The sequence below is a fragment of the Actinoplanes sp. CA-051413 genome, assembly GCF_050955795.1.
GTDB lineage: Bacteria > Actinomycetota > Actinomycetes > Mycobacteriales > Micromonosporaceae > Actinoplanes.
On the sequence record NZ_CP192100.1, the window covers coordinates 8,080,763 to 8,106,600 of the forward strand.

At 71.9% G+C, this 25,838-nt stretch carries 26 protein-coding genes; 17 read left to right on the forward strand and 9 right to left on the reverse strand.

Annotation, left to right across the window (positions count from 1 at the left end; all coding sequences use genetic code 11):
• Positions 1-8: 8 nt before the first annotated feature.
• Together ACQP2Y_RS38060 and ACQP2Y_RS38065 are read left to right on the forward strand one after the other, a co-directional pair.
• Positions 9-641: a dihydrofolate reductase family protein gene (locus tag ACQP2Y_RS38060; RefSeq protein ID WP_433721141.1), complete on the forward strand. Its 633-nt coding sequence runs from the start codon at positions 9-11 to the stop codon at positions 639-641.
• Between the two features lie 34 nt (positions 642-675).
• Positions 676-1,230 carry a hypothetical protein gene (locus ACQP2Y_RS38065; protein WP_433721143.1) on the forward strand — a complete coding sequence of 185 codons (555 nt, stop codon included), beginning with the start codon at positions 676-678 and terminating at the stop codon, positions 1,228-1,230.
• 10 nt (positions 1,231-1,240) lie between these two features.
• Here the strand turns inward: ACQP2Y_RS38065 and ACQP2Y_RS38070 are convergent, their stop codons facing one another.
• From ACQP2Y_RS38070 to ACQP2Y_RS38080, 3 genes are read right to left on the reverse strand one after another with little or no spacing between them, the layout of a single operon-like run.
• A complete protein-coding gene (locus tag ACQP2Y_RS38070; protein ID WP_433721144.1) occupies positions 1,241-1,393 on the reverse strand; it encodes a hypothetical protein in 153 nt (50 codons plus the stop codon).
• Positions 1,394-1,430: 37 nt separating this feature from the next.
• Positions 1,431-1,895, reverse strand: coding sequence for a DUF1707 SHOCT-like domain-containing protein (locus ACQP2Y_RS38075; RefSeq protein WP_433721146.1), 465 nt, complete (start codon positions 1,893-1,895; stop codon positions 1,431-1,433).
• Between the two features lie 36 nt (positions 1,896-1,931).
• A complete protein-coding gene (locus tag ACQP2Y_RS38080) occupies positions 1,932-2,135 on the reverse strand; it encodes a hypothetical protein (protein WP_433721148.1) in 204 nt (67 codons plus the stop codon).
• Positions 2,136-2,281: 146 nt separating this feature from the next.
• Between ACQP2Y_RS38080 and ACQP2Y_RS38085 the strand changes: the two genes are divergently transcribed.
• The 5 genes from ACQP2Y_RS38085 (at position 2,282) to ACQP2Y_RS38105 (ending at position 7,285) form a co-directional block, all read left to right on the forward strand.
• Entirely contained in the window at positions 2,282-3,025 is a 744-nt protein-coding gene (locus tag ACQP2Y_RS38085; RefSeq protein WP_433721150.1) for an esterase family protein, read from the forward strand.
• 142 nt (positions 3,026-3,167) lie between these two features.
• The gene (locus ACQP2Y_RS38090; protein ID WP_433721151.1) at positions 3,168-4,124 is read left to right on the forward strand and encodes an ABC transporter substrate-binding protein; all 957 of its coding nucleotides are present in this window, start codon (positions 3,168-3,170) and stop codon (positions 4,122-4,124) included.
• Positions 4,125-4,307: 183 nt separating this feature from the next.
• Positions 4,308-5,669, forward strand: a complete 1,362-nt coding sequence (locus tag ACQP2Y_RS38095) for a DUF1996 domain-containing protein (protein ID WP_433721153.1) — start codon at positions 4,308-4,310, stop codon at positions 5,667-5,669.
• A gap of 77 nt (positions 5,670-5,746) precedes the next feature.
• Positions 5,747-6,121: a DUF427 domain-containing protein gene (locus ACQP2Y_RS38100; protein ID WP_433721155.1), complete on the forward strand. Its 375-nt coding sequence runs from the start codon at positions 5,747-5,749 to the stop codon at positions 6,119-6,121.
• A 9-nt stretch (positions 6,122-6,130) separates the two neighbouring features.
• A complete protein-coding gene (locus tag ACQP2Y_RS38105) occupies positions 6,131-7,285 on the forward strand; it encodes a serine hydrolase domain-containing protein (protein ID WP_433721156.1) in 1,155 nt (384 codons plus the stop codon).
• On the opposite strand, the gene ACQP2Y_RS38110 is transcribed toward ACQP2Y_RS38105, so the two are convergent.
• Positions 7,243-8,166: an AraC family transcriptional regulator gene (locus tag ACQP2Y_RS38110; RefSeq protein ID WP_433721157.1), complete on the reverse strand. Its 924-nt coding sequence runs from the start codon at positions 8,164-8,166 to the stop codon at positions 7,243-7,245. The genes ACQP2Y_RS38105 and ACQP2Y_RS38110 overlap by 43 nt on opposite strands.
• An 86-nt stretch (positions 8,167-8,252) precedes the next feature.
• Here ACQP2Y_RS38110 and ACQP2Y_RS38115 point away from each other — a divergent pair, with 86 nt between their 5' ends.
• From ACQP2Y_RS38115 to ACQP2Y_RS38130, 4 genes are read left to right on the forward strand one after another with little or no spacing between them, the layout of a single operon-like run.
• Positions 8,253-9,242 (forward strand): aldo/keto reductase, encoded by a 990-nt coding sequence (locus tag ACQP2Y_RS38115; RefSeq protein ID WP_433721158.1) that lies wholly within the window; start codon positions 8,253-8,255, stop codon positions 9,240-9,242.
• Between the two features lie 22 nt (positions 9,243-9,264).
• Positions 9,265-9,795, forward strand: coding sequence for a GNAT family N-acetyltransferase (locus ACQP2Y_RS38120; protein ID WP_433721159.1), 531 nt, complete (start codon positions 9,265-9,267; stop codon positions 9,793-9,795).
• A gap of 53 nt (positions 9,796-9,848) precedes the next feature.
• Positions 9,849-10,229: a MerR family transcriptional regulator gene (locus tag ACQP2Y_RS38125; protein WP_360821441.1), complete on the forward strand. Its 381-nt coding sequence runs from the start codon at positions 9,849-9,851 to the stop codon at positions 10,227-10,229.
• A complete protein-coding gene (locus tag ACQP2Y_RS38130) occupies positions 10,211-10,555 on the forward strand; it encodes a thioredoxin family protein (protein WP_433721160.1) in 345 nt (114 codons plus the stop codon). Before ACQP2Y_RS38125 ends, ACQP2Y_RS38130 begins: the two co-directional genes overlap by 19 nt.
• Here ACQP2Y_RS38130 and ACQP2Y_RS38135 read toward each other — a convergent pair.
• On the reverse strand, positions 10,552-11,109 hold the full coding sequence (locus ACQP2Y_RS38135; protein ID WP_433721162.1) for a hypothetical protein: 558 nt from the start codon (positions 11,107-11,109) through the stop codon (positions 10,552-10,554). The genes ACQP2Y_RS38130 and ACQP2Y_RS38135 overlap by 4 nt on opposite strands.
• 187 nt (positions 11,110-11,296) lie before the next feature.
• On the opposite strand from ACQP2Y_RS38135, the gene ACQP2Y_RS38140 reads away from it, so the two are divergent.
• Positions 11,297-12,961, forward strand: coding sequence for a diguanylate cyclase (locus tag ACQP2Y_RS38140; protein ID WP_433721164.1), 1,665 nt, complete (start codon positions 11,297-11,299; stop codon positions 12,959-12,961).
• Positions 12,962-12,967: 6 nt separating this feature from the next.
• On the opposite strand, the gene ACQP2Y_RS38145 is transcribed toward ACQP2Y_RS38140, so the two are convergent.
• Positions 12,968-13,699, reverse strand: a complete 732-nt coding sequence (locus ACQP2Y_RS38145; protein WP_433721166.1) for an SDR family oxidoreductase — start codon at positions 13,697-13,699, stop codon at positions 12,968-12,970.
• A 92-nt stretch (positions 13,700-13,791) separates the two neighbouring features.
• Here ACQP2Y_RS38145 and ACQP2Y_RS38150 point away from each other — a divergent pair, with 92 nt between their 5' ends.
• From ACQP2Y_RS38150 to ACQP2Y_RS38165, 4 genes are all read left to right on the forward strand, one after another.
• Positions 13,792-14,640 carry a LysR family transcriptional regulator gene (locus ACQP2Y_RS38150; RefSeq protein WP_433721168.1) on the forward strand — a complete coding sequence of 283 codons (849 nt, stop codon included), beginning with the start codon at positions 13,792-13,794 and terminating at the stop codon, positions 14,638-14,640.
• Positions 14,641-14,682: 42 nt separating this feature from the next.
• Positions 14,683-15,555 carry a MerR family transcriptional regulator gene (locus ACQP2Y_RS38155; RefSeq protein WP_433721170.1) on the forward strand — a complete coding sequence of 291 codons (873 nt, stop codon included), beginning with the start codon at positions 14,683-14,685 and terminating at the stop codon, positions 15,553-15,555.
• 148 nt (positions 15,556-15,703) lie between these two features.
• Entirely contained in the window at positions 15,704-17,428 is a 1,725-nt protein-coding gene (locus ACQP2Y_RS38160) for a peroxidase family protein (RefSeq protein ID WP_433721172.1), read from the forward strand.
• A gap of 139 nt (positions 17,429-17,567) precedes the next feature.
• On the forward strand, positions 17,568-18,260 hold the full coding sequence (locus tag ACQP2Y_RS38165; protein ID WP_433721173.1) for a hypothetical protein: 693 nt from the start codon (positions 17,568-17,570) through the stop codon (positions 18,258-18,260).
• A 3-nt stretch (positions 18,261-18,263) separates the two neighbouring features.
• Here ACQP2Y_RS38165 and ACQP2Y_RS38170 read toward each other — a convergent pair whose 3' ends face one another.
• Both ACQP2Y_RS38170 and ACQP2Y_RS38175 read right to left on the reverse strand, forming a co-directional pair.
• Entirely contained in the window at positions 18,264-18,713 is a 450-nt protein-coding gene (locus ACQP2Y_RS38170; protein ID WP_433721174.1) for a YdeI/OmpD-associated family protein, read from the reverse strand.
• Positions 18,714-18,732: 19 nt separating this feature from the next.
• Positions 18,733-20,820: an MMPL family transporter gene (locus ACQP2Y_RS38175; RefSeq protein WP_433721175.1), complete on the reverse strand. Its 2,088-nt coding sequence runs from the start codon at positions 20,818-20,820 to the stop codon at positions 18,733-18,735.
• 466 nt (positions 20,821-21,286) lie between these two features.
• On the opposite strand from ACQP2Y_RS38175, the gene ACQP2Y_RS38180 reads away from it, so the two are divergent.
• Complete coding sequence (locus ACQP2Y_RS38180; protein ID WP_433721177.1) at positions 21,287-22,279, forward strand: TrmB family transcriptional regulator; 993 nt, start codon at positions 21,287-21,289, stop codon at positions 22,277-22,279.
• On the opposite strand, the gene ACQP2Y_RS38185 is transcribed toward ACQP2Y_RS38180, so the two are convergent.
• A complete protein-coding gene (locus ACQP2Y_RS38185; RefSeq protein ID WP_433721178.1) occupies positions 22,264-25,764 on the reverse strand; it encodes a S8 family serine peptidase in 3,501 nt (1,166 codons plus the stop codon). The genes ACQP2Y_RS38180 and ACQP2Y_RS38185 overlap by 16 nt on opposite strands.
• Between the last annotated feature and the right edge of the window lie 74 nt (positions 25,765-25,838).

Sequence of the window (25,838 nt, forward strand, 5' to 3'; positions counted from 1 at the left end):
GTTACCTCATGAGATTGAGCCTGATGCAGTTCCTGTCCCTGGACGGCGTGAGCCAAGGTCCGGGCGGGCCCGACGAGGACACCGCCGACGGCTTCACCAGCGGCGGCTGGTTCGTGCCGCACCTGGACGAGACGTTCCTGCGGCTGGTCACCGAGTGGATCCGGGAGGCGGACGGCTTCCTGCTGGGCCGGCGGACGTACGAGGCTTTCGCCCGGGACTGGCCGAAAGCCACCGACCCGGACGACGAGGTCGCCCGCCAGCTCAACAGCCGGCCGAAGTACGTCGCCTCGCGAACGCTGCGTGCAGGCGACTGGGCGCCGACCACCGTACTGTCCGGCGACGTCGCGGCCCAGGTCGCCGAGCTCAAGCAGCAGCCCGGCCGCGAACTCCAGATCCACGGCAGCTCCCGGCTGGCGCAGTCCCTGCTGGCGGCCGGCCTGATCGACGAGCTCCGGCTGATCATCGCCCCGGTGGTGGTCGGCACAGGTCGCCGCCTGTTCCCCGACGGCGGTACGCCGGCCGGCCTGCGCCTGACCCACCACCAGACAACACCGAGCGGCCTGGCGATCCACACCTACGAGCCGGCGGGAGCACCGACCACCGACACGCTGCACACGGACGACCCCCGCCGTCGCATCTGAGCTGGCGCTGGGCAGCGGATGCTAGCTTGCCCGCATGGACGCGGGGCAGCACGACGGCACCGAGCCCGGCACAGCAGCCATGCTCTACGCCGGGGCGATAGTCGGGGTACTGCTCCGCGGGGCGACGTGGGTGCTCAGCTCATTCACGCTCGGGCCGGTGCTGGGCATCGTGGACACGGTCGCCGGCGAATACATGGCCCGCCGCGAGGCGCTCTTCGTGCAGGCGGTGGTGACGGTCGCGGCCGTGGTGGCCGCGATCCTCGGAGGGCTCGCGCTGCAAAGTGACCCCGCCCGCTTCCGATGGCCGGTACGGCTGCTGTGCGGACTGTTCATTCTGGACGTGATTCTGTATCTGACGCCGATCGTGTTCGCTGCGGGCATCGGTGATATCGAGTTCACCACCGCGGCTTGGGCGGTGTTCGCGGTGGCTGTGGTCGGGAATCTCGGGCTGGCCGGCCTCTCGCTGCTGATCATCATCCGGACCCGGACCCGGACCCGGGCGCCGCGGCGGGCGGCGCAGGGGGCGGCCGGGCCGGCCGTGATCGAGCTCGGCGTGCCGCCATCGGACGGGGCGGCCCGGCCGGCCTGACCGGCCGGCGCTAGAGGTCCCGCAGGCGCAGCAGTGAGCGCGGGCGCAGGTCCTGCCGCATCCGCGGATCGTCGAGAGCATCGTTGATGCAGGCCAACGGCCGGCCCGCCGTGCGAATGCTTGCCGAGCCGGGATGCACGTCGCCCGGATCTGCCACCTCCATGACCCGAGGGTAGTGATCTGGGCGCGCACCTGTCCGCTCAAGCACACTCGGGAGAGTCGCCTGATACCGGCTTTCGGCCGGCAGTGCGGAGATGCTCGATGTAGGCCATGGCCACAGTCGCCACGACGGGGACGGCGAGCACCCACCAGATCCCGTACGCGAAGCCCAGCACCACCGCGACCGGCAGACCCAGAGCAAGCATCAGGCAGCCGGCGAGGAAAATCGGCGGCGGCGTCTCGTCATCCTGGTGAGTCACCGGCCCCGCCGCGGTGGGCAGCTCCGGATGAGGCACCGGAAGATCGGCGAAGAGCCGCAGCAGCTGCGACCGGGTACGCGCGAGTTTCGCAGCTTCCACCCGCTGCTCGTAGTCACCCGGATCGAGCCGCTTCTCCATCAGGTGCGCTTCCAGCGCCTCCTGCGCGGATTCGCGCTCGGGGGTGCCGACCAGCAGATCAGGCGCTGGTGGGTCAACGCCTCGATCGCCGTCGTCAGGGCCCGTCACGGCGACAGCCTAACGACGCGACGCCGCCGAGAGCCGTCAGAAGCGCACAGCATCCTGCCGGAGCAGGATCCCCCGCACCTCGCGAGCCTCCGCACTGCTGTGCCGGTCAAGCACCTGCTCCAACTCAACCCGATCGGCCGCACTACTGAAAGCGGCAAGCTCAGCACTGAGCCGCCGGCGGGCCGACCGCTCCACCCGCCACCGGGACACATCAGCGCGGATCTTGGCAGCAAGCTGCATGGCACGTTCCTCGTCTACCTGAAGGGAGCTTCTTAAAGCGCTTTAAGGCCACCCTACCGACACCTCGGCTGGATGCCTACGTGACAGCCGACACGGGCGGGGTACCCGGGGGTGTGACCACACGTCCACCAGGGAACATCGGCGGGGTGCGCCACTACTCCGTGAAACTCGACTCCCCGACGAGCAGCGCCTCCGGCACCGTCGCTGTCTACGGGCATTTCGGGCGGCCCGTCCTGGTTTTCCCCACCGAGCTGGGTCAGGCGTACGAGTTCGCGGACAACGGGATGGTCGCCGCGGTCGGTGATCTCATCGATGCCGGCCGGGTCAAGCTTTACTGTGTTGATTCCTTCGACGCCGCCACCTGGTCTGCCGACTACCTGCCCCTGGAGGAGCGGGCTCGCCGGCATGCCTCGTACGAGTCGTGGGTTGTCGATGCTGTGGTGCCGCACGTGCGGGCCGATTCCGGGGACGCCGTCGAGATCGCCACGGCCGGGTGTTCGATGGGCGCGTTCCATGCCTTGAATTTCGCCCTGAAGCGGGCCGATCTGTTCCCGCTCGCCCTGTGCTTCTCCGGCAATTACGAGCCGGCCGCCTGGCGCAGCTGGGGCGAACGCGGCGACGCCGTCTATTTCAACAGTCCCATCGACTACGTCGCCCATCTGCACGGTGAGCACCTGGAGTGGCTGCGGTCGCGGGTGTCGGCGCTGCTGGTGTGCGGGCAGGGCCAGTGGGAGGACACCACCGGCGCCCTCGGGTCCACTCAGCGGATGGCGCAGTTGCTGGCCGCTCAGGGGCTGCGGCACGAGCTTGACCTCTGGGGTCCCGACGTACCGCATGACTGGCCGTCGTGGCGCGCCCAGCTGGCCCACCATCTGCCCCGGTTCTGCTGACCGAAGGACCGGCGGTTCGCCGGAGCGGGCCATCGACCGGGTCGGTGCCGACCTTTGACCGTTCCGGCCGCCCCGCGGGCGCATCCTGCGAGGTACGGTCTCCCGGGCCCACCCGCGCCCGCATACCTCCAGGAGACTCACCATGCGCCGGATCCTCGCCGCTGTCGCTCTCACAGCGACCCTGTTCGCCGCGGCGGCCTGCAGCTCGGACGACGAGAAGTCGGACAAGGCCGGCGTCGGCACCAAGGTCAGTGTCGGTGTCATCCCCATCGTCGACGTCGCGCCGATCTACCTGGGTAAGCAGAAGGGCTTCTTCAGCGGGCGGGGCATCGATCTGACGCTGGTGCCGGAGCAGGGTGGCGCGCCGATCGTCAAGGGTGTGCTGGCGGGCAAATACCAGTTCGGCTTCAGCAACGTGACCTCGCTGATGGCGGCGAAGACCGACGGCGCGCCGCTCAAGGCGGTGGCCAACGGGGTCGCCTCGACCGGGCGTCCGGGGCGGGACTTCTCGGCGGTCGTGGTGGCCGGCGGCAGCCCGATCCGTTCGGCGAAGGATCTCGCCGGCAAGCGGGTCGCGGTCAACACTCTGAAGAATCTGGGCGACACCACGGTGCGGCAGTCGGTACGCCAGGACAAGGGCAACCCGGCCACCATCCAGTTCCAGGCGATGCCGTTCTCGGAGATGCCCGCCGCGTTGCAGAACCAGCAGGTCGACGCGGCGTGGGTGGTCGAGCCGCAGCTTTCCGAGGTGCTGACCCAGGGCGGCCAGGTCGTCGCCTCGAACTACGTCGACACTGCCCCGGATCTGACGGTGGCGATGTACTTCACCGGGACCTCGGTCATCGACAAGGACCCCGAGCTGGTGAAGAACTTCACCGCAGCGGTCAACGAGTCGCTGCAGTACGCCGCGGGTCACCCCGAGGAGATCCGGGCGACGGTCGGCACGTACACGAAGATCAACGATGTGGTCCGGACCGCGATGATCCTGCCGAGCTGGCCCAACGACATCAACCGGCCCTCGCTGGAGCGGCTGGCCACGCTCGGCCGCGCGGACGGCATCTTCACCAAGCCTCCGGTTCTGGACGACCTGCTGCCCTGACATCGGAGCCGGGGCAAGTAAACGCTTCCCGGCGATAGGTCGACTTTCCGCACATCGTGCCCACACTGGCTGCGGAAACTATCGGGAAGCGCTTCCCGACGGGATACTTCGGACACCCGAACGACCGCCGTCGATCTGCCGATCCCCCTCGGGCAGCCGGCGGCACCGACCCGAAGGATGCCCATGGACCGATCAAGGAAGCGCCGCGCCCTGCTGGGGGCCGCCCTGACCGCCCTGCTCACCGGAACCCTCGCCGTCACGGCGGCGGGCACCGCCACCGCGGCCACCACCGTGGTGCAGGCTGAGGCCTTCGCCGCCCAGTCCGGCGTGCAGCTGGAAGCCACCGCCGACGCCGGCGGTGGCCAGAACGCGTCCTACCTGGCCGACGGCGACTGGATGCGCTACGACGGGGTGGACCTGGGCCCGGCGGGCACGCTGAGCGTCGCGGCCCGCGTCTCGTCGGCCACCGGCTCGGGCAGCATCGAGCTGCACACCGGCTCGGCCACCGGCCCGCTGCTCGCCCGCTTCGCGATCACCGCGACCGGCGGCTGGCAGAACTGGACGACCCTGACCACCACGGCGTCCACCCACCCGACCGGCCCGCAGACCGTGTACGCCGTCCTGCGCAACACCGCGGGCGGCGACTTCGTCAACGTCAACTGGTTCTCGTTCGGCGACGGCGCGCAGAGCGATGCCGGCTGGGTGACGATGGACCAGGCGGCCTGGACGGCGCAGCTCGCCGCGTTCCGGGCCATGGCGCCACGCCCGGTGCCGGCCAACTCCGTACGGGTGCCCGAGTTCAACGCGTCCTGCCTGTACAGCCACTCGAAGCCGGACGACCCGATCGTCTTCCCGGGGATGGCCGGCGCCTCGCACATGCACAGTTTCATCGGCAACCGCAGCACCGACGCGAACACCACGACCGCCACCCTGCTGCGCAACGCGGGCACCAGCTGCAAGCCGGCCGAGGACCTCTCGGCGTACTGGATCCCGACCCTGTACGAGCGCGGCCGCGTGGTCGAGCCCAAGGACGTGGTGGTCTACTACGGCTCCCGGCTGAGCGACCCGGCCGCCACGGTGCCGTTCCCGCAGGGCTTCCGGATGATCGCCGGCGACGCCCGGTTGCAGGCTCCGACCCCGGCGGGCTCGGTCAACCAGTTCTACTGCGCGGGTGCGGGCGGCGAGATCGGCCGGAGCGCGGACGGCAACTGGCCGCTCTGCGCGCCGGGCGCGACGCTGATGTTCCAGCTGGTGTTCCCGGACTGCTGGGACGGCGTGCACCTGGACAGCCCGACCCACAAGGCGCACGTGGCGTACACCTATGACGGCCGGTGCAGCGGGAACTTCCCGGTGGCGATCCCGTCCATCTCGTTCCTGATCGCGTACCCGACCAGCGGCACGGCCGACGGTTTCGAGCTGGCCTCGAAGATGGCCTCCTCGATGCACGGCGACGCGTTCCTCGCCTGGGACAACGACGCTCTCGGCCACCGGGTGAAGAACTGCGTGGTCCAGCGGGCCAAGTGCAACACCGCCGGCGACTTCTGAGCCGTACGGCGGAATAATCCGGGCCGCGACGACTTGCACCATGGCGAGTCCTTCGACGAAGACGGAAAGGCATCGCCATGGCCAAGACTGTGTTGCAGCCCGGACCGAGTCACCCCATCACGGTCACGCCGAACCCGGCGCGGATCGTCGTCACCGTGGCCGGCAAGGTCGTCGCCGACTCCACGCGGGCGCTGACGTTGCAGGAGTCCACCTATCCCGCCGTGCAGTACATCCCGATCGAGGACGTCGACCGGTCGCTGCTGGAGCGCACCGAGACCAGCACGCACTGCCCCTACAAGGGCGACGCGAGCTACTACTCCATTCCCGCCGGCGGTGAGCGGTCGACCGACGCGATCTGGGTCTACGAGCAGCCGCACGACGCGGTCAAGGAGATCAAGGACCATGTCGCGTTCTACCCGGACCGGGTCGACAGCATCGAGGTCCAGGGCTAGACAGGGGGCATGAGCCCTGACGTGATCGAGGCGGCGCTGCGGCCGCACGTGGACAGCGGCGAGCTGGCCGGTGCGGTCGCCGTCAGCGCCGGTGGTACGGATACCGACGCCGAGGTGGTCTGCCTGGGCGTCCGCGACCTGGCGACCGGCGCGCCGATGACCCGCGACACGCTGTTCCGGATCGCCTCGCTGGTCAAGCCGATGGCCGCGGTTGTCGCCCTGACGCTGGTCGAGGACGGCACGCTGCGGCTGGACGAGCCGGTCGACCGCTGGCTGCCGGAGCTGGCCGGCCGGCCCGTGCTGCGGTCGCTCGACGCGGCGCTGGACGACGTCGTGCCGCAGGACCGGCCGATCACCGTTCGGCACGTGCTGACGTACACGCACGGGTACGGCGTGGTCATGGCCCCGCCCGGCTCGTTCCCGATCCAGCAACGGATCGCCGAGCTGGCGCTGGGGCCCGGTCCGGACCCGGAGCCGTTCTCCCGGGACGAGTGGATGGCCCGCCTGGGCACTCTGCCGATGCTGCACCAGCCCGGCGAGGGTTGGAGTTACCACGGCGGCGGCGAGATCCTCGGGATCCTGCTGCAACGGGCCACAGGTCAGGACCTCGAGACGTTGCTGCGCACACGGCTGTTCGCCCCGCTCGGCATGACCGACACGTCGTACGGTGTGACCGCGGCCGACCGGCTGGCCCAGACCTACCGACCGGCCGGACCCGGCCTGCTGGAGGTACGCGACGAGCCGGCCGGCCGTTGGTCGCCGCCGCTGCGGGTCTCCGGTGCCACCGGGCTGATCTCCACCGTCGACGACTGCCTGGCCTTCGGCCGGATGTTGCTCGACGGCGGCGGCGCGGTGCTGTCCAAGGAGTCGGTCGCCCAGCTCACCACCGATCAGCTCACCCCGGTCGAGAAGGCCGGGGCGCTCTGGCTGCCCGGCTTCTGGGACGGGTGGGGGTGGGGATTCGGCGGGGCCGTCGCCACCGGCCGGGAGGTGCCGGGGCCGGCCGCCGGCAGCTACGGCTGGACCGGCGGGCTCGGCACCGCGGCCTACACCGACCTGGCCGGTGGCCGGGTCAACGTGCTGCTGACCCAGCGCGAGATGACCTCCCCGGTGCCGGAGCCCTACGCCGACGCGTTCTGGACCGCCGTCACCGCAGGGGCCTGACGTCGCGCCGAGGTCCGCAGCAGTTGCGCACGCAGGCGGACGGCGTCCTGGGCCGGCGGGACGCCGTACGCCCGGCGGTATTCGCGGTTGAACTGGGTCGCGCTGGCGTAGCCGACCCGTTCGCCGACGATCGCCGCGGTCGTGTCGCCGGCGACCAGCAGGCGGCGGGCCTCCTGGAGGCGGACGACCTTCTGGTACTGCAGCGGGCTCATCCCGGTCGCGCGCCGGAAATGCCGGTGCAGGGTCGCCGTGCTCATGGTGGCCATCGCGGCCACGGCCTCGACCCGCAGCGGGCTCGCATGGTTCTCGCGGATCCAGCCGGCGACCCGGCGCACCTGGGTCACGTGCGAGTCGGCCAGCGCGAACTGCCGCAGCACCGGGCCGAGCGGGCCGGCGAGCAGGCGGTACAGGATCTCGCCCTCGATCCGGCCGGCCAGTGGCCCGATGTCGCGCGGGGCGTCCAGCAGGCGCACCCACCGGGTCACCGCGTCGATGAGTTCGGGGCCCATCGGCGTGCTGACCACCCCGCCCGGGTCCGGCTCCGGCAGCCCGGCCTCCTCCCCCAGCTCCAGCAGCAGATCCGCCAGCACCTGCTCGTCGAGCGTCAGCACCACCGAGCGGTACGGCAGCCGTTCGAAGGTCGCGGTGACCGGCAACTCCAGCGAGCTGACGAACATGTGCCCGGCCTCGACCAGCGCACTGTGGTCACCGGCGGTGGCGCGCTTGGCGCCGCTCGCCACGAAGCAGATCATCGGTGTGTACATCATGTCGACCACGGCGGGGGCCTCGTCGGCCGCCACCAGCGAGAGCCGGGGCACCGCGGACTCCACCCAGAATCCCGGGCAGTGGCCGGTGACAGCGCGGGCGAGCTCGTCCAGCATCGGCCGTCCTTCCCGTGAGCGGATCAGGCAAGAGTATGCGGTCGCCGGCCCATGCCGGCCGGCCCCGGCCGACCTAGCGTCGAGGCATGACAAAGCTGGAGATCCGCAGGCTGGGCGGGCAGGGCCTGACGAGCTCGGCCATCGGCCTGGGCACCATGGGCATGACCATCGCGTACGGCGCCGGGGACGACGAGAGCAGCATCGCGACCATCCGCCGCGCGCACGAGCTCGGCGTCACCCACTTCGACACCGCCGAGCTGTACGGCCAGGGCGACGGTGAACGACTGCTGGGCCGGGCCGTCCAGGGCTTCCGCGACGAGATCGTCATCGCCACCAAGTTCGGTTTCGACCTCACCGACCCGGCCCGCTACGGCGTCGCGCTGGACAGCCGGCCCGCCCACATCCGCGAGGTGACCGAGAACAGCCTGCGCTACCTCGGCACGGACCACATCGACGTGCTCTACCAGCACCGGGTCGACCCGGCCGTGCCGATCGAGGACGTCGCGGGCACCGTCGGCGAGCTGATCCGCGAGGGCAAGGTGCGGTGGTTCGGGCTCAGCGAGGCCGGCCCCGAGGTCATCCGGCGGGCCCACGCCGTCCAACCCGTGTCCGTGCTCCAGACCGAGTATTCGCTGTTCGAGCGGGCCGTCGAGACCGACGTGCTGCCGGTGCTGCGTGAGCTGGGGATCGGCTTCGTGCCGTACTCGCCGCTGGGGCGGGGCTTCCTGACCGGGGACGTGCGGCCGGCGGACAGCTACGCCGAGGACGACATGCGGCGCTGGGACGACCGGTGGCAGCCGGGCAACTACGAGGCGAACGTGGCCGCCGTACGGGCGCTCACCGAGCTGGCCACCGCCAAGGGTGTGGGGGTCACCCAGCTCGCGCTGGCCTGGCTGCTGGCCCAGGGTGACGACGTGGTGCCGATCCCGGGCACCCGCAGCCCGCAGCGCCTGGCCGAGAACGTCGCCGCCGCCGAGGTCACCCTGACCCCGGCCGACCTGGCCCGGATCCAGGAGATCGTGCCGCACGGCGCGGCCGGCTCCCGCTACCCGGCCGCGATGATGCCGTCCTGGTGACCTCGCGGGCAGACTGAGCCGCATGACCTTGACCAGCCGGGTGGCCTCACACGCCGATCTGCCGCAGTTGCGGCCGTTGATCGATGCCGCGATCGAGGAACTGCAACGGGGTTTCCTCGATCCCGCGCAGATCGCCGCCAGCCACGCCGTCATGGGCCTCGACACCCAGCTCATCGACGACGGCACGTACTTCGTGGTGGAGGCCGACGGGCAGCTCGCCGGCTGCGGCGGCTGGAGCCGGCGGGCCACTCTCTACGGCGGCGACCACTCCGGCGGGCGGGATCCGGCCCTGCTGGATCCCGCCCGGGAGCCGGCCAAGGTACGGGCGATGTACACCCGTCCCGGCTTCACCCGCCGCGGCGTCGGGCGGCTGATCCTGGACCGGTGCGAGGCCGCGGCCGCCGCCGAGGGCTTCACCACCCTGGAGCTGATGGGGACCCTCGCCGGCCGCCCGCTGTACGAGGCCGCCGGCTTCACCGTCGTCGAGCACGTGACGGAGACCTCGGGCGGCGTCTCTGTACCGCTGGTCCGGATGCGCAAACACTTGCCTTGACGCCGGTGGCAAGGCCTAGCGTGCGGTGCGGACCAACGAACGAGGTGAGTCGGATGCTGATCGGGGAGCTGGCCGAACGGGCCGGCACGAGCGCCCGCACGCTGCGCTACTACGAGCAGCACGGGCTGGTCGAGCCGCAGCGCGACGCGAACGGGTACCGCCGGTACGACGAGGCCGAACTGCGGGTCGTGCACGAGATCCGGGCGTTGCTGGCCGTCGGGTTCGGCCTCGACGACATCCGGCCGTTCGTCGCCTGCCTGCGGGCCGGCAACGCCGCCGGGCACGTCTGCCCCGATTCCGTGGCGGTACTGCGCCGCAAGCTCGCCGAGGTCGAGACCTATCTGGACCAGCTCGCCGGCGTCCGGGACCGGTTGCGCGGGCAGCTCGCCCAGGCCATCGAGGAACGGGAGAAGCAATGCTTGCGGATTCGCTGACCGAGGTCACCGACGACACCTTCGCCGAGCTGGTGCTCGGCAACCCACTGCCGGTGCTGGTGGACTTCTGGGCCGAGTGGTGCCCGCCGTGCGGGCCGGTCGCCCGCACCCTGGCCGAGCTGGCCGGCGACTTTCCCGGCGTGGTCATCGCGCAGCTCAACGCGGACGAGAATCCCGTCACGATGCGGACCTACCGGGTCATGTCCATGCCGACGCTGCTGTTCTTCCGCGACGGCGTGGTCGTGCACACCATCGTGGGGGCCCGGCCGAAGTCCGTGCTGCGCCAGGCGCTGGGCGGGGCTTTCGAGCCGTACGCGAACCGTTAGGGCTTGATGCCCTTGTCCAGCACCTTGGCCGAGACCTTGAGGGTCTTGTGCTTCTGGGCGCCGCCGCCGACGGTGTAGATCGCGTACGTGTGGGTCTCCGTCGAGCCGACCGCGCCGCTGCAGGAGAAGGTGAACTCCTGCGTGCCGTGCAGCTCGGCGGGGCCGTACGTGCCGGGCGTACCGGTCGGGTCGTCCACCGACAGCGCGGCCGAGTCGGCCCCGGTGATCTTCCACTTGATGATCAGCGGGACCGCCTCGGCGCGGAAGACCGCCGTACCCTCCGCGCACTTGGGCTTCTGCACCACCTTGAAGGAGACGATGCGCGGGCCGTGCGGCTTGGGCGCGTGCGTCGGGGTGCTCTTGTGCTTCGGGCTGCTCTTGTACTTGGGCGTCTTCTTCTTGGCAGAGGAAACCGGGGCGGCTTCCTCCGGGGACCCCATGCCGGCGGGGATGCTGCTGGCCGTCGGGGCGGCCGTGCCGTCGATCACACCGCAGCCGGTGAGCCCGGCCATGACGGTGGCGGCCACTACAAGGGCGGTGGGGTGGAGCTTCATGCTCGGCCTCCTGGCTGTTCGAGCGCCCGGACCGGGCGTGCCACTCACAGTAGGAAAACGGTGATCCGCAGTAATCCCGGAAACGTGCCGAGGCGTGCCGCGGCAGATCGGCGTACCGAATCGCTCAAGCCGGGCCCCGGCGCGGCGATGAGGTCTCCGTGGCCACGAAACCGGGAGGAGGCGCGGTATGACCGGCACGAGTCTCGTGGAGCAACGCCCGGCCGGACCCGCGGTCGTCCAGGTCGCCGTCCTGCTCGACACGGCCGAGGAGTACCGGCTCGCCGGTGACTACCGCAGCGGCTCCGAGGTGGCCCGGCAGGCCACGAAGCTGGCCGAGGCCTCGGGTGACCCGGTCGGGCAGGCCCGGGCGCTGCGTTCGCTGGCCACCCAGCTGCTGCGCCTCGGTGAGCAGGAGGACGCGGTCACCGCCTGCCGCGAAGCGGTCGCGGTGCTGGAGGCGACCGGTGACGAGGCCGGCATCTGCGAAGTCCTGACCCTGGAGGCGCTGCCGCTCAACGACCTCGGCATGCACGACGAAGCGCTCGACGTGCTGGCTCGCGGCCGCGACATCGCCCAGCGGCTCGGTGACCGCGAGCTGCTCTACTGGGTGCACAACCGGACCGGCGTCGTGCACGGCAGCATGGGCGACCGCAACCTGAGCACCGAATATCTGATGCGCGCGCTCACCATGGCCGACGGCATGGACGCCGAGGCGCGGTTCTGCATCCTCAACAACGTCGGTGACAACGCCGTCCACGAGGTCAACCGGCTGCGGGCCGCCGGCGAGCCGGAGCGGGCCGAGCAGACGCTGCGGGGCGCGCTCGGTCACGTCGACGAGGCGCTCGGGCTGGCCCGGGCCGCCCGCCACCCGTTCCGCGAGTCGATCTGCCTGGACAACTACGGGATGCTGCTGGCCCTGGCCGGTGACTTCGCCGGAGCGGCCCGGATGATCGAGGACTCGCGGGCCATCGCCGTCATCCACGGCTACCGGTCGCTGGAGTCGGCCGCGTTGCAGCACCAGGCGCACGTACGGCTGATGCGCGGCGAGTGCGCGGCGGCGGTCGAGGGCCTGCTGGAGGCGTTGGAGCGGGCGGTCGAGGCCGGCGAGAAGCCGATGGCCATGGAGATCCACCGGGAGCTGTCGGACGCGTACGAGCAGGTCGGTGACCTGGCCCCGGCGCTGGCCCACTACCGCTCGTTCCACGCCCTGGAACGGGAGGCGCACAACCACGTCGCCGTCGCCCGGGCCCGGATGGCGGTGCACCACTTCGAGCTCGACAACGCGCGGCTGGAGGCGGAGAAGGCCCGGCTCGAGGCCGAGCTGCACCGGGTCCGCAGCGCCGAGCTGGAGGCGGACAACCTGAGCTGGCAGCGCCAGGCGTCCGAGGACGCGCTGACCGGCCTGCCCAACCGGCGCTTCGCCGAGCTGCGGCTGCCGGAGCTCGCCGCCTCGGCCGGGCCGCTGTGCGTCGCGATCGCCGACGTCGACCTGTTCAAGGGGGTCAACGACCGCTTCGGGCACTTCGTCGGCGACGAGGTGCTCCGGCAGATCGCCGCGGTGCTGCGCGACAACGTCCGCGACAACGACCTGGTCGCCCGGTTCGGCGGCGAGGAGTTCCTGATCGCGCTGGACGGGCTGAGCCTGCCGGACGCGCAGGCGCGCTGCGAGCTGCTCCGGGCGCAGGTGGCCGGCTACCCGTGGGAGCTGCTGCAGCCCGGGCTGTCCGTGACGATCAGCCTGGGCGTCGCGGTGGTGCCGGCCGGTGGAGACCTGCCGGCCGCGAAGGCCCTGGCCGACGAGCGCCTGTACGCCGCCAAGCACCAGGGCCGCAACCGGGTCGTCGCGGGCTGACTCCGGTTACCAGGGCACCACCCCGGCGTCCTCGAAGAATCCGCCGGTCGGGCCGTCGTCGGGCAACGTCGCCAGCCGGATCGCGGTCGCCGCACCCTGCTCCGGGGTACGCACCCCGCGGAACCCGTTGAGGTCGGTGGCCACGAAGCCAGGGCAGGCGGCGTTGATCAGGATGTTGGTGCCGCGCAGCTCCCGGGCGTACTGGACGGTCACGCCGTTGAGGAACGTCTTCGACGGCGAGTAGGCGACGGCCACCGGACCCGTCGTGAGGTCGTCGGCCGGACCGGACTGCCGGGTGAGCGAGCCGACGCTGCTGGACATGTTCACGATCCGCGGCGCGGCCGAGCGGCGCAGCAGCGGCAGCATGGCGTTGGTGACCCGGACGACGCCGATCACGTTGGTCTCCACGACCGTCCGGATGATCGCGAGGTCCACGCTGCTCGGCTCCTGCTGGCGGTCCCCGGTGATCCCGGCGTTGTTGACCAGGACGTCGAGGCGCCCGGCCCGCTGCTCGATCAGCTCGGCGGCGGCCGTCACGCTCGCGTCGTCGGTCACGTCCAGCGGTACGCCGAAAGCGTCGACACCGGCCGCCCGCAGCTTCTCCACCGCGGCTTCCCGGCGCTGGTCGTCGCGGGCGCCGACACCGACACTCCAGCCCAGCGCGCCCAGGCCGGCCGCGATCTCGTACCCGATTCCCTTGTTCGCGCCGGTCACCAGCGCGATCGTCGTCTCAGTCATGCCCCGATCGTGTCCGCGCCCCGGCCGGCCACCAACACCGTTCGAGGAGCCATCGATACCGCGCGGGTATCGATTCCGGGTACCGTGCGGGGATGGAGACGCGGGAGCTGCGGTACTTCGTCGCCGTCGCCGAGGAGCTGCACTTCGGGCGGGCCGCACGCCGGCTCGGCATCGCGCAACCGCCGTTGTCCCGGGCGGTCGCGCAGCTCGAACGGCGGCTCGGGGTGACGCTGCTGGAACGCACCAGCCGCAGCGTCACGTTGACCGAGGCGGGGTCGGTGCTGCTGGCCGAGGGCCGGGCCGCCCTCGATGCGGTTGATGCCGCGGACCGCCGTACCCGCCGGGCTGCTCTGTCCGGTACCGGCGACCCCGGCCTGGTGCTGGTCACGAAGGCCGGGGCGTCCAGCGAGCTGCTGGCCAAGCTGCTCGACGCGTACGCCGCCGAGCCCGGTGCGGTGACCGTCGACGTGCTGCTCTGCGGCATCGGCGAGCAGGAACGGATGCTGCGCGACGGGCGGGCCGACGTGGCCCTGCTGCACCTGCCGTTCGACTCCACCGCCGGCCTGGACACCGAGGAACTGTGCACGGAGGGGCAGGTCGTGGTCCTGCCGGCCGGGCATCCCCTCAGCACCCGCTCCGAGGTACGGCTGGCCGAGGTCACCGAGCTGCCCGGCCTGCCGGAGCCACGCCGGCCCCGGCCCGACGGCACCTACCCGGACGGCCCCGGCCCCCAGGTACGCGACAGCGCCCAGCTCTACCAGCTGATCGCGCTGGGCCGGGCGTCGGCGGTCCTGCCCGAGTCGGCCCGGGCCCAGCTGAGCCCCGGCCTCGCCGTCGTACCGGTGTCCGACGCGCCGGCCGTGACGACGGTGCTCGCCTGGCCGCCGCACAGCCGTTCCCGGGCCCTGGCCGGCCTGGTCCGGACCGCGACCCGCCGCTGAGCCCTTGCCTCTCCCACCGGGGGAGGTCGCAGAGTGGGGGCCATGGCATTCCTGTCGATCGGTGAGCTGGCCCGGCGGACCGGGCTGACGGTCAAGACCGTCCGGTTCTACGCCGATCGCGGGATCGTGCCGCCGGCCGGCCGCAGCGTGGCCGGTCACCGCCGCTACGACGCCACCGCGGTCGCCCGGCTGGAACTGGTCCGCACCCTGCGCGAGCTGGGGCTCGACCTGGCGACGATCCGCCGGGTGGTGGACCGCGAGGCCACCCTGGCCGAGGTGGCGGCCGCCCACACCGAAGCTCTCGACATCCAGATCCGCACCCTGCGACTGCGCCGCGCGGTGCTGTCGGCCGCGGCGCGGTACGGATCCACCCCGCAGGAGGTCCAGCACATGCGCGAACTGGCCGGGCTCGGCGAGCGGGAACGCCGCGCCCTGATCGACGACTTCCTCGGGCAGGTCTTCGGTGGCCTGGACGGCTTCGCCGGCATCGCCCGCTCGCTGACCCCGGAACTGCCCGACGACCCGGAGCCCGCGCAGCTGGAGGCGTGGATCGAGCTGGCCGGGCTGGCCCGGGAGCCGGCGTTCCGGGACCTCATGCGGCAGCTGGCCGAACGGCACGCCGCCGACCGCGATCCGGTGCTGCTCCGCCGGGACCCGGTCGCACTGGTCCGCGACGAGGCGGGACCGGCAATGGCGGCCGGTGTCGACCCGGCCTCGGCACTGGCCGGGCGGGTGGTGACCGCGGTGCTGACCCGCTATCCGGTGCGCGAACGGCTCGAGGCTCAGCTGGAGGCGGCCCGGGACCCGCGCCGGGAGCGCTACCTGGAGCTGCTATCGGTGGTCAACGGCTGGCCGGCTCCGGAGCGTCTCGGCCCGGTGCTCGGCTGGTTCCTCACCGCGCTGCGGCACCGCTGACAGCTTCCCGACACCGCCGTCTCCCGGGTATCAGGGGCACCAGCCGGCAGCTCTGCATCCCACGGATGCGGCCGAGGGGGACGTGTCCTCGCCGCCCGTCCCTCCCCGGGCGGGCGGCGACTCACTCGGGCGAAAGGTGTGCGCACTCGTGAAACGTCACATGCGCGAGAACTATTACGTCGTCGGCGAGGGAATCCTGACCACGGACGGCAAGAGCGGGGTGTGTGAACGGCCGTCCACGGAGGCGTCCCTGCGCAAGTTCCGGTTCTCCCGGCTGCTGCCCAAGGGCGGGACCATCGACGCGACCGTCCTGGAGAAGGTCGCCACGGCGATGACCGTGGCACCCACCGCGCCGGCCGTGCAGCCGGTGTCCGCGGACCCGCCGGTCCCGGCCGGCTTCACCTACCTGGGCCAGTTCGTCGACCACGACCTGACCCTGGACAACACGGCCCGCGCGCTCGGCGAGCACGTCACCGTCAACGAGCTGCTGCAGGGCCGGTCGCCGGCTCTGGACCTGGACTCGGTGTACGGCCGCGGTCCCGGCGACCGCGACGACGACCGCTTCTACGCCCCGGACAAGCTGAAGCTGCGCGTCGGCATCACCGCGGCGATCGGCACCGGCGGCACCAACGTCAACCTCAACGGCTACGACCTGCCGCGGGTCACCCAGGGCTCGACCAAGGCGGAGCGGCAGCGCGCGCTGATCCCGGACCACCGCAACGACGAGAACCTGATCGTGGCGCAGACCCACCTGGCGTTCATCCGCTTCCACAACCGGGTCGTCGACCAGCTCGCCGACAACGGCGTGCCCAGCGCGATCCTGTTCGAGCGGGCCCGGGAAACCGTCGTCCGGCACTACCAGTGGATGCTGCGCACCGACTTCCTGCCGCGGATCGTCGACCGGGAGATCGTCGAGGACGTGTTCACCACCGGCCGCCGGTTCTTCGAGGTGCCCGGCGGCGGCCACACCAACGGCCACCAGCGGTACGCCAAGGCCGGCGACACCCCGACGATGCCGATCGAGTTCTCGGTGGCGGCGTACCGGCTCGGGCACAGCATGGTGCGGGCCGCGTACGACTGGAACCGGATCTTCTCCGGCACCCGGGGCAGCCTGCGGTTGCTGTTCACCTTCAGCGGCACCAGCGGCAACTTCGACCCGGCCAACCCGGACGTCAACGACCAGGAGTCGGGGCTCTTCGAACGGCTCCCGACCAACTGGGCGGTCGACTGGCGGCGGATGTACGACTTCGCCGCGGAGGCGTCTCGCCCTGACCTGGCCCCGCCGGCCGGCGTCAACATCGCCCAGCGCATCGACACGCTGCTGGTCAACCCGCTGGCCGGGATGCCCAAGGGCACGTTCGGCGGCAACGGCACCAGCCCGCCGGCGATCCAGCTGAACCTGGCGTTCCGCAACCTGGTCCGGGCCAACATGGTCGAGCTGGCCAGCGGCCAGCAGGCGGCGGAGTTCCTCGGCGTCACGCCGCTCACCGCGGAGCAGATCATCGGCGGTACGGACGCCGGCGCGGTGCTCACCACCCTCAGCGACGACGAGCGGAACGCGTTCGCCGCCCGGACGCCGCTGTGGTTCTACATCCTGCGGGAGGCGGAGCTCAACGGCGGACGGCTCACCGGCGTCGGTGGCCGGATCGTGGCGGAGGTCTTCCACCGGGCGATGGAGGGCAGCCGCATCTCGATCGTGCGCGACCCGTCGTGGCGCCCGACGCTGGGCCCGGACGCCGACACGTTCCGGATGGTCGATCTGCTGCTGTTCGCCTTCGAGGGCCGCGCCGAGCTGCTGGCGCCGCTCGGCGACACCGACCCCACCGCACCGCCGGCCGACCCGGCAGCGCCGCCGGTGGCCCCGACGGCCTGAGGTCACCGCTCGCCGACAGCTGCTCGCGGGCCGGGATCATCGTGGATCCCGGCCCGCGAGTTCGTCACGTCGCGTCACCACCGGGGCACCGCCTGCTGGTGACTGCGGGTGACCGCCGGACGTCTGCCATCATGGCCGGATGGTTGTGACCAGAGTCGTCCGTGCCGCCCTGGCCGTGTGTGCCGTCGCCGCTTTCGCCGGCTGCTCGTCGGACGACTCCCCCGACCCCGACGGCACCATCACCGTCGACACCGTGCGCAACGCTCTGCTCAAGCCCGCCGAGGTGGGCCCGACCTGGAAGGCCCCGCAGGAGTCGGCGGCGCCGAACCAGCTCGTCAGCATCTGCGGCGCCGACACCGCCCCGGCCGGCATCCCCGGCAAGCCGCAACTGGTCGCCGCGCCGCTCTCCGACGAGGGCACCGAGGGCGTGCAGAGCCTGACCCAGCTGGGCCTGGTCTACGAGGATGCCGTCTCCGCCGCGACCGCGCTCGCCACGCTGCGTACGGTCGCCGACGCCTGCGCACCCACCGTGTCACGGCCCGCGAAGTCCGGCGAGCGCGAGGAACCGGCGTACACGGAGACGGCCGCGACGGCCCCGCTGGAGGAGGGCGGCTGGATCGGCTTCGTCACCACCCGCCAGAAGCAGTACGACAAAGCGCACCCCGCCACCGCCGACGTGGCCGTGGCCGCGCTGGCCCGGGGCAACGTGGTGCTCGTCGACCAGTACGCGATCTACCGCCTGGGCAAGTCGGACGCGAGCGCCAACCCGCAGTTCTCCGCCGACTGGCAGAAGCTGGTCGGCACGACCGTCAAGCGGATCGGCGGCCAGTGACGGTCAGCGGGCCCGGCCCTCGAGCATCATCGCCACCGACCGGGCCACCCGCCGGGCCCTCGTCTCCGCCGCCTTCGCGCCGGTGACCTGCAGGACGTGCCAGCTCTTGTTGCTGTAGGACAGGCCGTCCCAGAACGCCTTCGCGGCCGGCTCGGCGTCGAGCGCCGCCGCGAGATCCGCCGGCACCTCCACCTCGCGGACGGCCCGGTCCAGCACGACGTCCACGTCGAGCACCTCGCCGGGCGCGATCCCGGCGGCGGCCCGGCGTTCCACGCTGACACCCAGCCAGTAGGAGCCGCTCATCCGGGCGATCGAGCTGCGCCACTCGAAGCCGTTGACGGTCACGACCACCTTGGGCCGGCCACCGCCGTCCAGCGCGGCCACCACGTCGTCGTCGACCTGGAACCCGGCTGTGTTCCCGCCGGTCGACTGCAGCTCCGCACGAAACCTCATGAGCAGGGAATCTACCCGCTCAGGGCACGGGTTCGAGGTCACGTTCCGGCTCGCGGGGGGCCGGCTCGTCGCGGACCCGGGCCAGCCGCCCCGGCCACCACATCCACCGTCCCAGGTCGAGGTTGAGCGCGGTCACCAGCACCGACCGCACGATGAGGGTGTCCAGCAGCACGCCGAACGCGACCGCGAAACCGATCTCGGCGAACGCCACCAGCGGCAGGCTGCCGAGCGCGGCGAAGGTGCCCGCGAGCACGATCCCGGCGGAGGTGATCACCCCACCGGTGGCGGCCAGGCCGATCAGCGCGCCACGCCGGGGCCCGTGCCCGTGCGTCTCCTCGCGGACCCGGGTCATCAGGAAGATGTTGTAGTCGATGCCCAGGGCGACCAGGAAGACGAACACGTACAGCGGGAACGACGTGTCCTCGCCGGCGAAGCCGAACACGTGCCGGAAGATCAGCGCGCTGACGCCCAGCGCGGCGCCGAAGGACAGCACGACCGTGGCGATCAGCACCAGCGGGGCGACGATCGCGCGCAGCAGCAGGCCCAGGATCACCAGCACCACGAGCAGGACCAGCGGGATGATCAGCCGGTTGTCGTGCTCGTTGGCCTCGTTGATGTCCAGCGTCATGGCGGTCATGCCACCCACCTGGGCGTCACCGACCGGATGCACGGCGGCGCGGACCCGCTTGATGGTGGCCATCGCCGCGTCGCTGTCCGGCGGGTCGGCCAGCAGGCCCTCGATCAGCACCAGGTCGCCCTTGACCAAGGGCTCACCGGCGGAGCTGATACCGGGTGTGGCGGCGACCGCCGACCGGATCTGGGCGGCCGCGGCCGCCTGGCCGATCACGACTACCGGCTGGCCCTGGCCGGCCGCGAAGTGCCGGGCCAGCGCCTCCTCGCCGGAGACCGACGACGGCTTGTCGACGAACTGGTCGGCCTGGGACAGGCCGTTGGCCTCGAGCTGGAGCAGGCCCAGCGACATCGCGCCGAGCACGGCCGCGGTGGTGACCCAGACCAGGCGCGGCCGGCGAGCGATCCGCGCGCCCATCTTGGCGTAGATGCCGGTGGCGGTCGGCTCGGCTGTGCCCATCGCCGGGCGCACCGGCCAGAACAGCCAGCGGCCGAAGATGACCAGCAGCGCCGGCAGCAAGGTGATCATCGCGAGCAGCCCGACCACGATGCCGAGCGCGGAGACCGGGCCCAGGCCGCTGGTCGAGTTGACCTCGGCGAGCGTCAGGCAGGACATGCCCACGGCCACGGTGGCGGCGCTGGCGATGATGGCCGGCCCGGCCCGGTGCAACGCGAGCGCCATCGCCTCGTGCCGGTCGTCGTGCCGGCGCAGCTCCTCGCGGTAGCGGGCGACGAGCAGCAGGGCGTAGTCGGTGCCCGCGCCGAAGACGAGCACTGTCAGGATGCCCGCGCTCTGCGCGTTCACCACCAGCCCGGCGTGCTTGGCGAGCAGGTAGATGACCGCCTGCGAGGTGGTCAGCGCGACCCCGGCGGAGATGATGGGCAACAGCCAGAGCACCGGACTGCGGTACGTGATCAGCAGGATGATCGCCACGATCGCCAGCGTCGTGTAGAGCAGGGTGCCGTCGATGCCCTCGAACGCCTCGGCACTGTCCGCGGCGGTGGCGGCCGGCCCGGCGTACTGAATGCTGAGCCCGTCGCTCCCGGCGCCGGTGGTGGCCTTCAGCTGGTCGACCGTGTCGACGATCTTGTCCCAGCCGTCCGCGTCCACCTTGATCGGCACGATGGTCTGCAGCGCCTGACCGTCCTTGGCCGGCACCGGCCCGGTGACGTCACCGGTGACCCCGGCGACCCGGCCCATCGCGGCAGCGTCCTGAGTGGCCTTGGCGGTGTCGGCCGGGGTGATGCCGGCGGCCCGCTCGTAGACGATGACGGCCGGCGCGATGTCGTCGGACTGGAAGGTGCCCTGCAGCTCGGAGACCTGGGTGGCCTCCGCCCCACCGGGCAGCCAGGCTGCGTTGTCGTTCTTCTGGACGTCGCTCAGCTTGCCCGCCATCGGCGCCGCGATCATGAGCACCACGACCCAGAGGCCGAGCACCACCCATTTGCTCCAGCGTCCACACACCAGCCCGGCCATCTCGGAACCCCCCGTGTCATCCGATGCGCCGCAGCGTAGGCCTGCCCGATGACCGCACCAAGCAGAAAAACGACAGGTCAGGGTTTTCTCGGGGTCGATATCGGATGATCGGCTACGCCGGCCGGGCCTTACAGCGCGCCGCGGGCGACGGCGAACCCGTACGCGGCCCGCGTGTGCGGGTCGGTCATCTCGCCCGCCACCATCATCGCCTCCAGTTGCTCCCGGGTGACCAGCCGCACATCGTCGATGCCCTCCAGGAACGCCTCCTGGGTGCCCTCGGCGGGCAGCTCGGTGACCTCGAGGTGACCCGGCCGGCGGCGGCGACCGCGGGGCCGAGCCCGGGGTACAGCACGCCGGCGACGCCCTCGGTGAACCGCCAGAGCGGGCCGCGGAGGTCGCCGACGATCTCGTCGCAGCGGGCCGCCGCCCGGCCGCCCGGGCTGCGGGACGCTCGTAGAGTGGCCGCATGCATCCCGACCCCGAGCTGCTCACCACCGCTGAGCAGGAGGCTTACCGCTTGCTGGTGCGGCTCGCCGGTGCCGGCCCGGACGAGCTGGCGCGGCTCGCCGGTACGTCCGCGCGGCAGGCCGCCGACGTGCTGGAGTCGTTGCGCGCCAAGGGCCTCGTCACTCCCGGCCCGACTTTTCACGCTCTGCCACCGGACGTCGCTCTGGGTGACACGTTGCTGCGTCAGCAACAGTCGCTGGAGTCGGCGCGGCAGGTCGTTGCCGCGCTCAGTGAGGACTACCGCAGCAGCAACCGGCGGCGCAGCGCCGAGCATCTGGTCGAGATCGTCGTCGGCGCGCAGGCGTTGCGGCGGCGGCTGTTCGAGATGCAGGACACCGCCCGGGAGGAGATTCTCTGGTTCTGCCGGGCCAACCCGATCGCCATGCAGGGACCGGAGAACGAGGAGGAGAGCTCGGCGCTGGCCCGGGGCGTGAAGTACCGCGCCATCTACGAGCGGGAGTTGCTGGAGAAGCCCGGTGAGCTGGCCAGCATCGTCGAGTCGATCAGTGCCGGCGAGGAGTCGCGGACTTTGCCCGCTCTGCCCGTACGGCTGGCGATCGCCGACCGGTCCCTGGCCATCTGCCCGCTGGTGCCGGACGAGTCCCGCGGGGTGGGCGAGCCCACCGCCGCGCTGATCCGTTCCAGTGAGCTGCTCGACGCGCTGGTGGCGCTCTTCGAGAGCTACTGGGAGCGGGCCACCCCGGTGCTCGCCGACGCCCCGCGCGGCGACCTGCCGGCGCCCGAGGTGCTGCTGCTGTCGCTGTTCGTGTCCGGGATGCCGGACAAGTCCATCGCCACCCATCTCGGGGTCAGCAAGCGCACCGTGCAGCGCCGGCTGGACCGGCTGATGGCGCTGGCCGGGGTGGACACCCGCACCGGCCTGGCGTTCCAGGCGGCCCGCCGGGGCTGGCTGGCAGCCCCGGCGGACCCGGCCGGTCAGCCGCGCGGGTAGGCGCGGACCACCGTCTGCGTCACGGTGTTGCCGGCCTTGTCCTTCGCGGTGACCCGCAGTGACACCGGGGTACGCCCGCCCGGGATCAGGGCCGTGCCGCCGACGGTCACCGCCCGCTGGAACGTGGCGCCGTCGTCGGCCGACACCTCCACCTTCAGGCTGCTCACCTTGGCCGAGAAGGTCAGCTTGAGCAGGTGTGCCCGGGTCGTGCGCGGCGCGTCGTAGCCGACGTGCAGCAGCGGCAGGGTGCCGTCGGCCCCGGAGCGGAACGTCCACTCGGTCTCGGTCCGCGTGCCGTACAGCCAGTCCTCGCCACCGCGTTGCGTGGTGAGGCGCAGCTTGTACGCCGCCGTGCCCTTGCTCGTGGCCACGTTCTGCCAGGCGTTCGGCAGCTCGGCGAGCACTTTGCCGTCCCGCCAGAGCGTGGCGGCGACGGGGTCGGGCGCCTCGGCCTCGTAGTGACCGTCGCTGTCCACGAACTCCGAGACGCGCAGTTTCAGCACGTCACCGACGCGGGTCGACGCGATGCCGGCCGGTGCCGCGGGCCGTACCACCGGCGCGGCCCAGCTCTCCGGCTCCTTGCCCGCGCTGTAGCTCCGCGGCAGCTCGGTGAAGCCACCCTGCAACTGCCCGAAGCTGCTCCACGGGTAGAGGCTGTGCACCCGGTGCTGCCACACCGAGTCGCCGGCCGACACCCACTCCTCGCGGGTCGACGGGGTGTGCACCACGCGGGAGGTGTCGTTCCACGAATACGTCTGCCAGGGGCGCCATCCGAACCGCTGCTCCTTCACCCAGTCGAAACCGCCGTTGTCGGCGTAGGTCGTCTTGATCCGCCGGCTGTTGGCGGTTGTCACCCGGTGCACGACGCGCTCCGGGATGCGGTCCTTGGACACCTGGAAGACGTCGTAGAGGTACGGGCTCGACCGGGTCAGGGTCAAATCGATCACCGCGCCCGGCCGGGCGGCCCGGGCGAGCAGCTTCTGCCCGTCGTCGTACGCCACGGCCAGCGAGGTCACCGGCAGCTGTTCGGCGTCCGGCGCGAATACCGTCCACGCGGAACGGTCGGCCGGCCGCACCAGCAGGGCTGCCGCCGCGCCGGCTCGCGCCGCCGCGGCGATCTGGTCCAGCTCGTCCTCGTCGGTCGCCGGGATCAGGACTGCTTTCCCTCGTACGGGGCCAGCACCCCACGTCGTCAACGGGAACCGCTTGGTGCCGGAGTAGGCCGGCGAGTTGCCGAACAGGTTGAGGTCGAGCGGACCGCTGACGCCGGGCACCCTGGTCTGCACCATCGGCGCCACCAGCTGCCACCGCGACGAGAACTCGAAGCTGCCCTTGGCCACCTTCTTCGTCGGCACCACGTTGACCTGCTCGACCGTGCTGAAGTGCATGACGCCGTGGGCGATGCCCCGGCCCGTGCCGGTGACCCGGTGCACGTAGTAGCTGAGCACCGCCTGCTGCTCGGAGGGCTTGGGCGTCTCGATCCGGATCGGCGTGCCCTTGCGAGCGTCGATCAGCACCTCGATGTCCTTGTCGACCCGCAGCTCCGGGATGCTCACGTAGGTGGCCTGCTCGTCGAGCGGCGCACCGTCCTCGAGCAGCGCGTCGAGCAGGTACGTCCCCTCCTGCACCTCCCACGTACGGCCACCGGTGCCGAACCAGCCGAGCACGTCGAAGCGGCTGTCGTCGCCGTGGATGGTCAGCGCGGGCACGGCTGCGGGCGTACCGCTGCGGTCGACGGCCTTGACCGTGACGGTGTGCCGGGGGCCGTCCAGGGTCGCGCCGATCGCGGTGGTGACCACGGTGCCGCTGGCGGTCGCCTTGAGCCAGCCGCTGAACTGCCCCTGGTCCTGCTTCGCGAAGTCGACGCTGAGCACGACGGACGCGGAGCCGGCGGCCGGCACGGTGACGCTGGGCTTGTCCGTGGTGAAGCCGGCCGGTGCGGCCAGGGCCAGGGTCACCGGCGTGCTGCCCGCGTTCGTGTAGGTCACGGTCTTGGTGGCGATGCTCGGCGTCTCGCCCACCGCGTGCAGGCCGAAGTCCGCGACGGCGGTGCCGGTCACCGGCTGGGTGGTGGCCCGGGTGAGGTCGACGCGGCCGGCGCCCTGGGCGTACACGGATTGGCCGGCGGCGGTCTTCGCGGTGCTGACCAGCGCTTCCTTGATCCTCGCGCCGGTCCAGTCCGGATGCTGCTGGGCCAGCAGCGCCGCCGAGCCGGCGATGTGCGGCGTCGCCATCGAGGTGCCGGAAGCCGCGGTGTAATGCTCGTCGACCGGGTCGCCCATGGTGGTGCCGGCCGCGCGGGCCGCCACGATGGCGACGCCCGGCGCGGTGATCTCGGGCTTGAGGCCGAGGTCGCCGAGGCGCGGGCCGCGGCTGGAGAAGTCGGCGAGCTGGTCGGCCCGGTCGACCGCGCCGACCGTGAGCGCGCTGGGGGCGGCCCCGGGAGTGCCGACCGTGGAGTCCGCGCCCTCGTTGCCCGCCGCGATGACGAACAGGGCGCCGCTGGCCGCGCTGATCTCGTCGACCGCGACGCTCATCGGGTCGGTGCCGTCGGTGGCCGAGCCGCCGAGGCTCATGTTGACGACCTTGGCCCCCTGCGCCACGGCCCACTGCATGCCCTGGATGATCTCCGACTCGTAGCCGGAGCCGCTGTCGTCGAGCACCTTGCCGATCAGCAGCTGGGCGCCGTACGCGACACCCTTGCGGCTGCCGCCGGAGGCCGCGCCGCTGCCGGCGACCGTGGCCGCGACGTGGGTGCCGTGGCCGAAGCGGTCGACGGTGTCCTCACTCGCGCTGAAGTTGCGCGCCTCGGCGATCCGGCCGGCCAGATCGGGGTGGCCGGCGTCGACGCCGGTGTCGAGCACGGCGACCTTGACGCCGCGGCCATCGAGTCCGGCCTGCCAGGCGGTGGGGGCGCCGATCTGCGCGGTGCTGCGGTCCAGCACCGGCTTGACCTTGCCGTCCAGCCAGATGTGGGTCTCACCCGTGGTCCGGGCGCCCGCGGTCTGCGCCTTCCAGAAGGCGGCCAGGCTGTCCTTGGCCGGCTTGATCGCGGTGGCGTCGATGCTGGTCAGGGCGCGCGCGTCGGCGGTACGGAAGGCAGCGCCGCCACCCTGGACGATCAGCGGCAGGGTCGGCGAGGCCGCGTCGCCGTAGCCCTGCGCCACCAGGTGCTCGACGTCGAACAGCTCGGCGTCGAGGCGGCCTGCGTCGACCAGCGGGATCGCGTCGGCCGGCAGCACCCGCAGGCCGCCGTCGGTCTCCAGGGTGTGGAACGTGACGCCCTCGCGGCCGGGGGCGGGGCGGACCGTGGCCGCGTACCGCCGGCCGGCCTTGGTGAGTGCGACCGTGTCGCCGGTGATCAGGGTGATGGTCACGGCGCCGGGCTCGGCCCGGGGCGGTGCCGGTGCGGCCAGGGCGGCCGCCGCGGGGCCGGGTATCGCCGTGGCTCCGATCAGGACGCCGACGAGCAGACGACTCAGCATGGGGACTCCTTCGCAGCGTGATTCGCTGCACGCATCATGGAGTCCGGATATTCACCGTCGTGTTACGTGAGGCT

Coding starts and splice junctions, on each gene's coding strand:
- ACQP2Y_RS38060 (WP_433721141.1), top strand. CDS start 9: ATGAGATTGAGCCTGATGCAGTTCCTGTCCCTGGACGGCGTGAGCCAA.
- ACQP2Y_RS38065 (WP_433721143.1), top strand. CDS start 676: ATGGACGCGGGGCAGCACGACGGCACCGAGCCCGGCACAGCAGCCATG.
- ACQP2Y_RS38070 (WP_433721144.1), bottom strand. CDS start 1,393: ATGGAGGTGGCAGATCCGGGCGACGTGCATCCCGGCTCGGCAAGCATT.
- ACQP2Y_RS38080 (WP_433721148.1), bottom strand. CDS start 2,135: ATGCAGCTTGCTGCCAAGATCCGCGCTGATGTGTCCCGGTGGCGGGTG.
- ACQP2Y_RS38090 (WP_433721151.1), top strand. CDS start 3,168: ATGCGCCGGATCCTCGCCGCTGTCGCTCTCACAGCGACCCTGTTCGCC.
- ACQP2Y_RS38095 (WP_433721153.1), top strand. CDS start 4,308: ATGGACCGATCAAGGAAGCGCCGCGCCCTGCTGGGGGCCGCCCTGACC.
- ACQP2Y_RS38100 (WP_433721155.1), top strand. CDS start 5,747: ATGGCCAAGACTGTGTTGCAGCCCGGACCGAGTCACCCCATCACGGTC.
- ACQP2Y_RS38105 (WP_433721156.1), top strand. CDS start 6,131: ATGAGCCCTGACGTGATCGAGGCGGCGCTGCGGCCGCACGTGGACAGC.
- ACQP2Y_RS38110 (WP_433721157.1), bottom strand. CDS start 8,166: ATGCTGGACGAGCTCGCCCGCGCTGTCACCGGCCACTGCCCGGGATTC.
- ACQP2Y_RS38115 (WP_433721158.1), top strand. CDS start 8,253: ATGACAAAGCTGGAGATCCGCAGGCTGGGCGGGCAGGGCCTGACGAGC.
- ACQP2Y_RS38120 (WP_433721159.1), top strand. CDS start 9,265: ATGACCTTGACCAGCCGGGTGGCCTCACACGCCGATCTGCCGCAGTTG.
- ACQP2Y_RS38125 (WP_360821441.1), top strand. CDS start 9,849: ATGCTGATCGGGGAGCTGGCCGAACGGGCCGGCACGAGCGCCCGCACG.
- ACQP2Y_RS38130 (WP_433721160.1), top strand. CDS start 10,211: ATGCTTGCGGATTCGCTGACCGAGGTCACCGACGACACCTTCGCCGAG.
- ACQP2Y_RS38135 (WP_433721162.1), bottom strand. CDS start 11,109: ATGAAGCTCCACCCCACCGCCCTTGTAGTGGCCGCCACCGTCATGGCC.
- ACQP2Y_RS38140 (WP_433721164.1), top strand. CDS start 11,297: ATGACCGGCACGAGTCTCGTGGAGCAACGCCCGGCCGGACCCGCGGTC.
- ACQP2Y_RS38145 (WP_433721166.1), bottom strand. CDS start 13,699: ATGACTGAGACGACGATCGCGCTGGTGACCGGCGCGAACAAGGGAATC.
- ACQP2Y_RS38150 (WP_433721168.1), top strand. CDS start 13,792: ATGGAGACGCGGGAGCTGCGGTACTTCGTCGCCGTCGCCGAGGAGCTG.
- ACQP2Y_RS38155 (WP_433721170.1), top strand. CDS start 14,683: ATGGCATTCCTGTCGATCGGTGAGCTGGCCCGGCGGACCGGGCTGACG.
- ACQP2Y_RS38165 (WP_433721173.1), top strand. CDS start 17,568: ATGGTTGTGACCAGAGTCGTCCGTGCCGCCCTGGCCGTGTGTGCCGTC.
- ACQP2Y_RS38170 (WP_433721174.1), bottom strand. CDS start 18,713: ATGAGGTTTCGTGCGGAGCTGCAGTCGACCGGCGGGAACACAGCCGGG.
- ACQP2Y_RS38175 (WP_433721175.1), bottom strand. CDS start 20,820: ATGGCCGGGCTGGTGTGTGGACGCTGGAGCAAATGGGTGGTGCTCGGC.
- ACQP2Y_RS38180 (WP_433721177.1), top strand. CDS start 21,287: ATGCATCCCGACCCCGAGCTGCTCACCACCGCTGAGCAGGAGGCTTAC.
- ACQP2Y_RS38185 (WP_433721178.1), bottom strand. CDS start 25,764: ATGCTGAGTCGTCTGCTCGTCGGCGTCCTGATCGGAGCCACGGCGATA.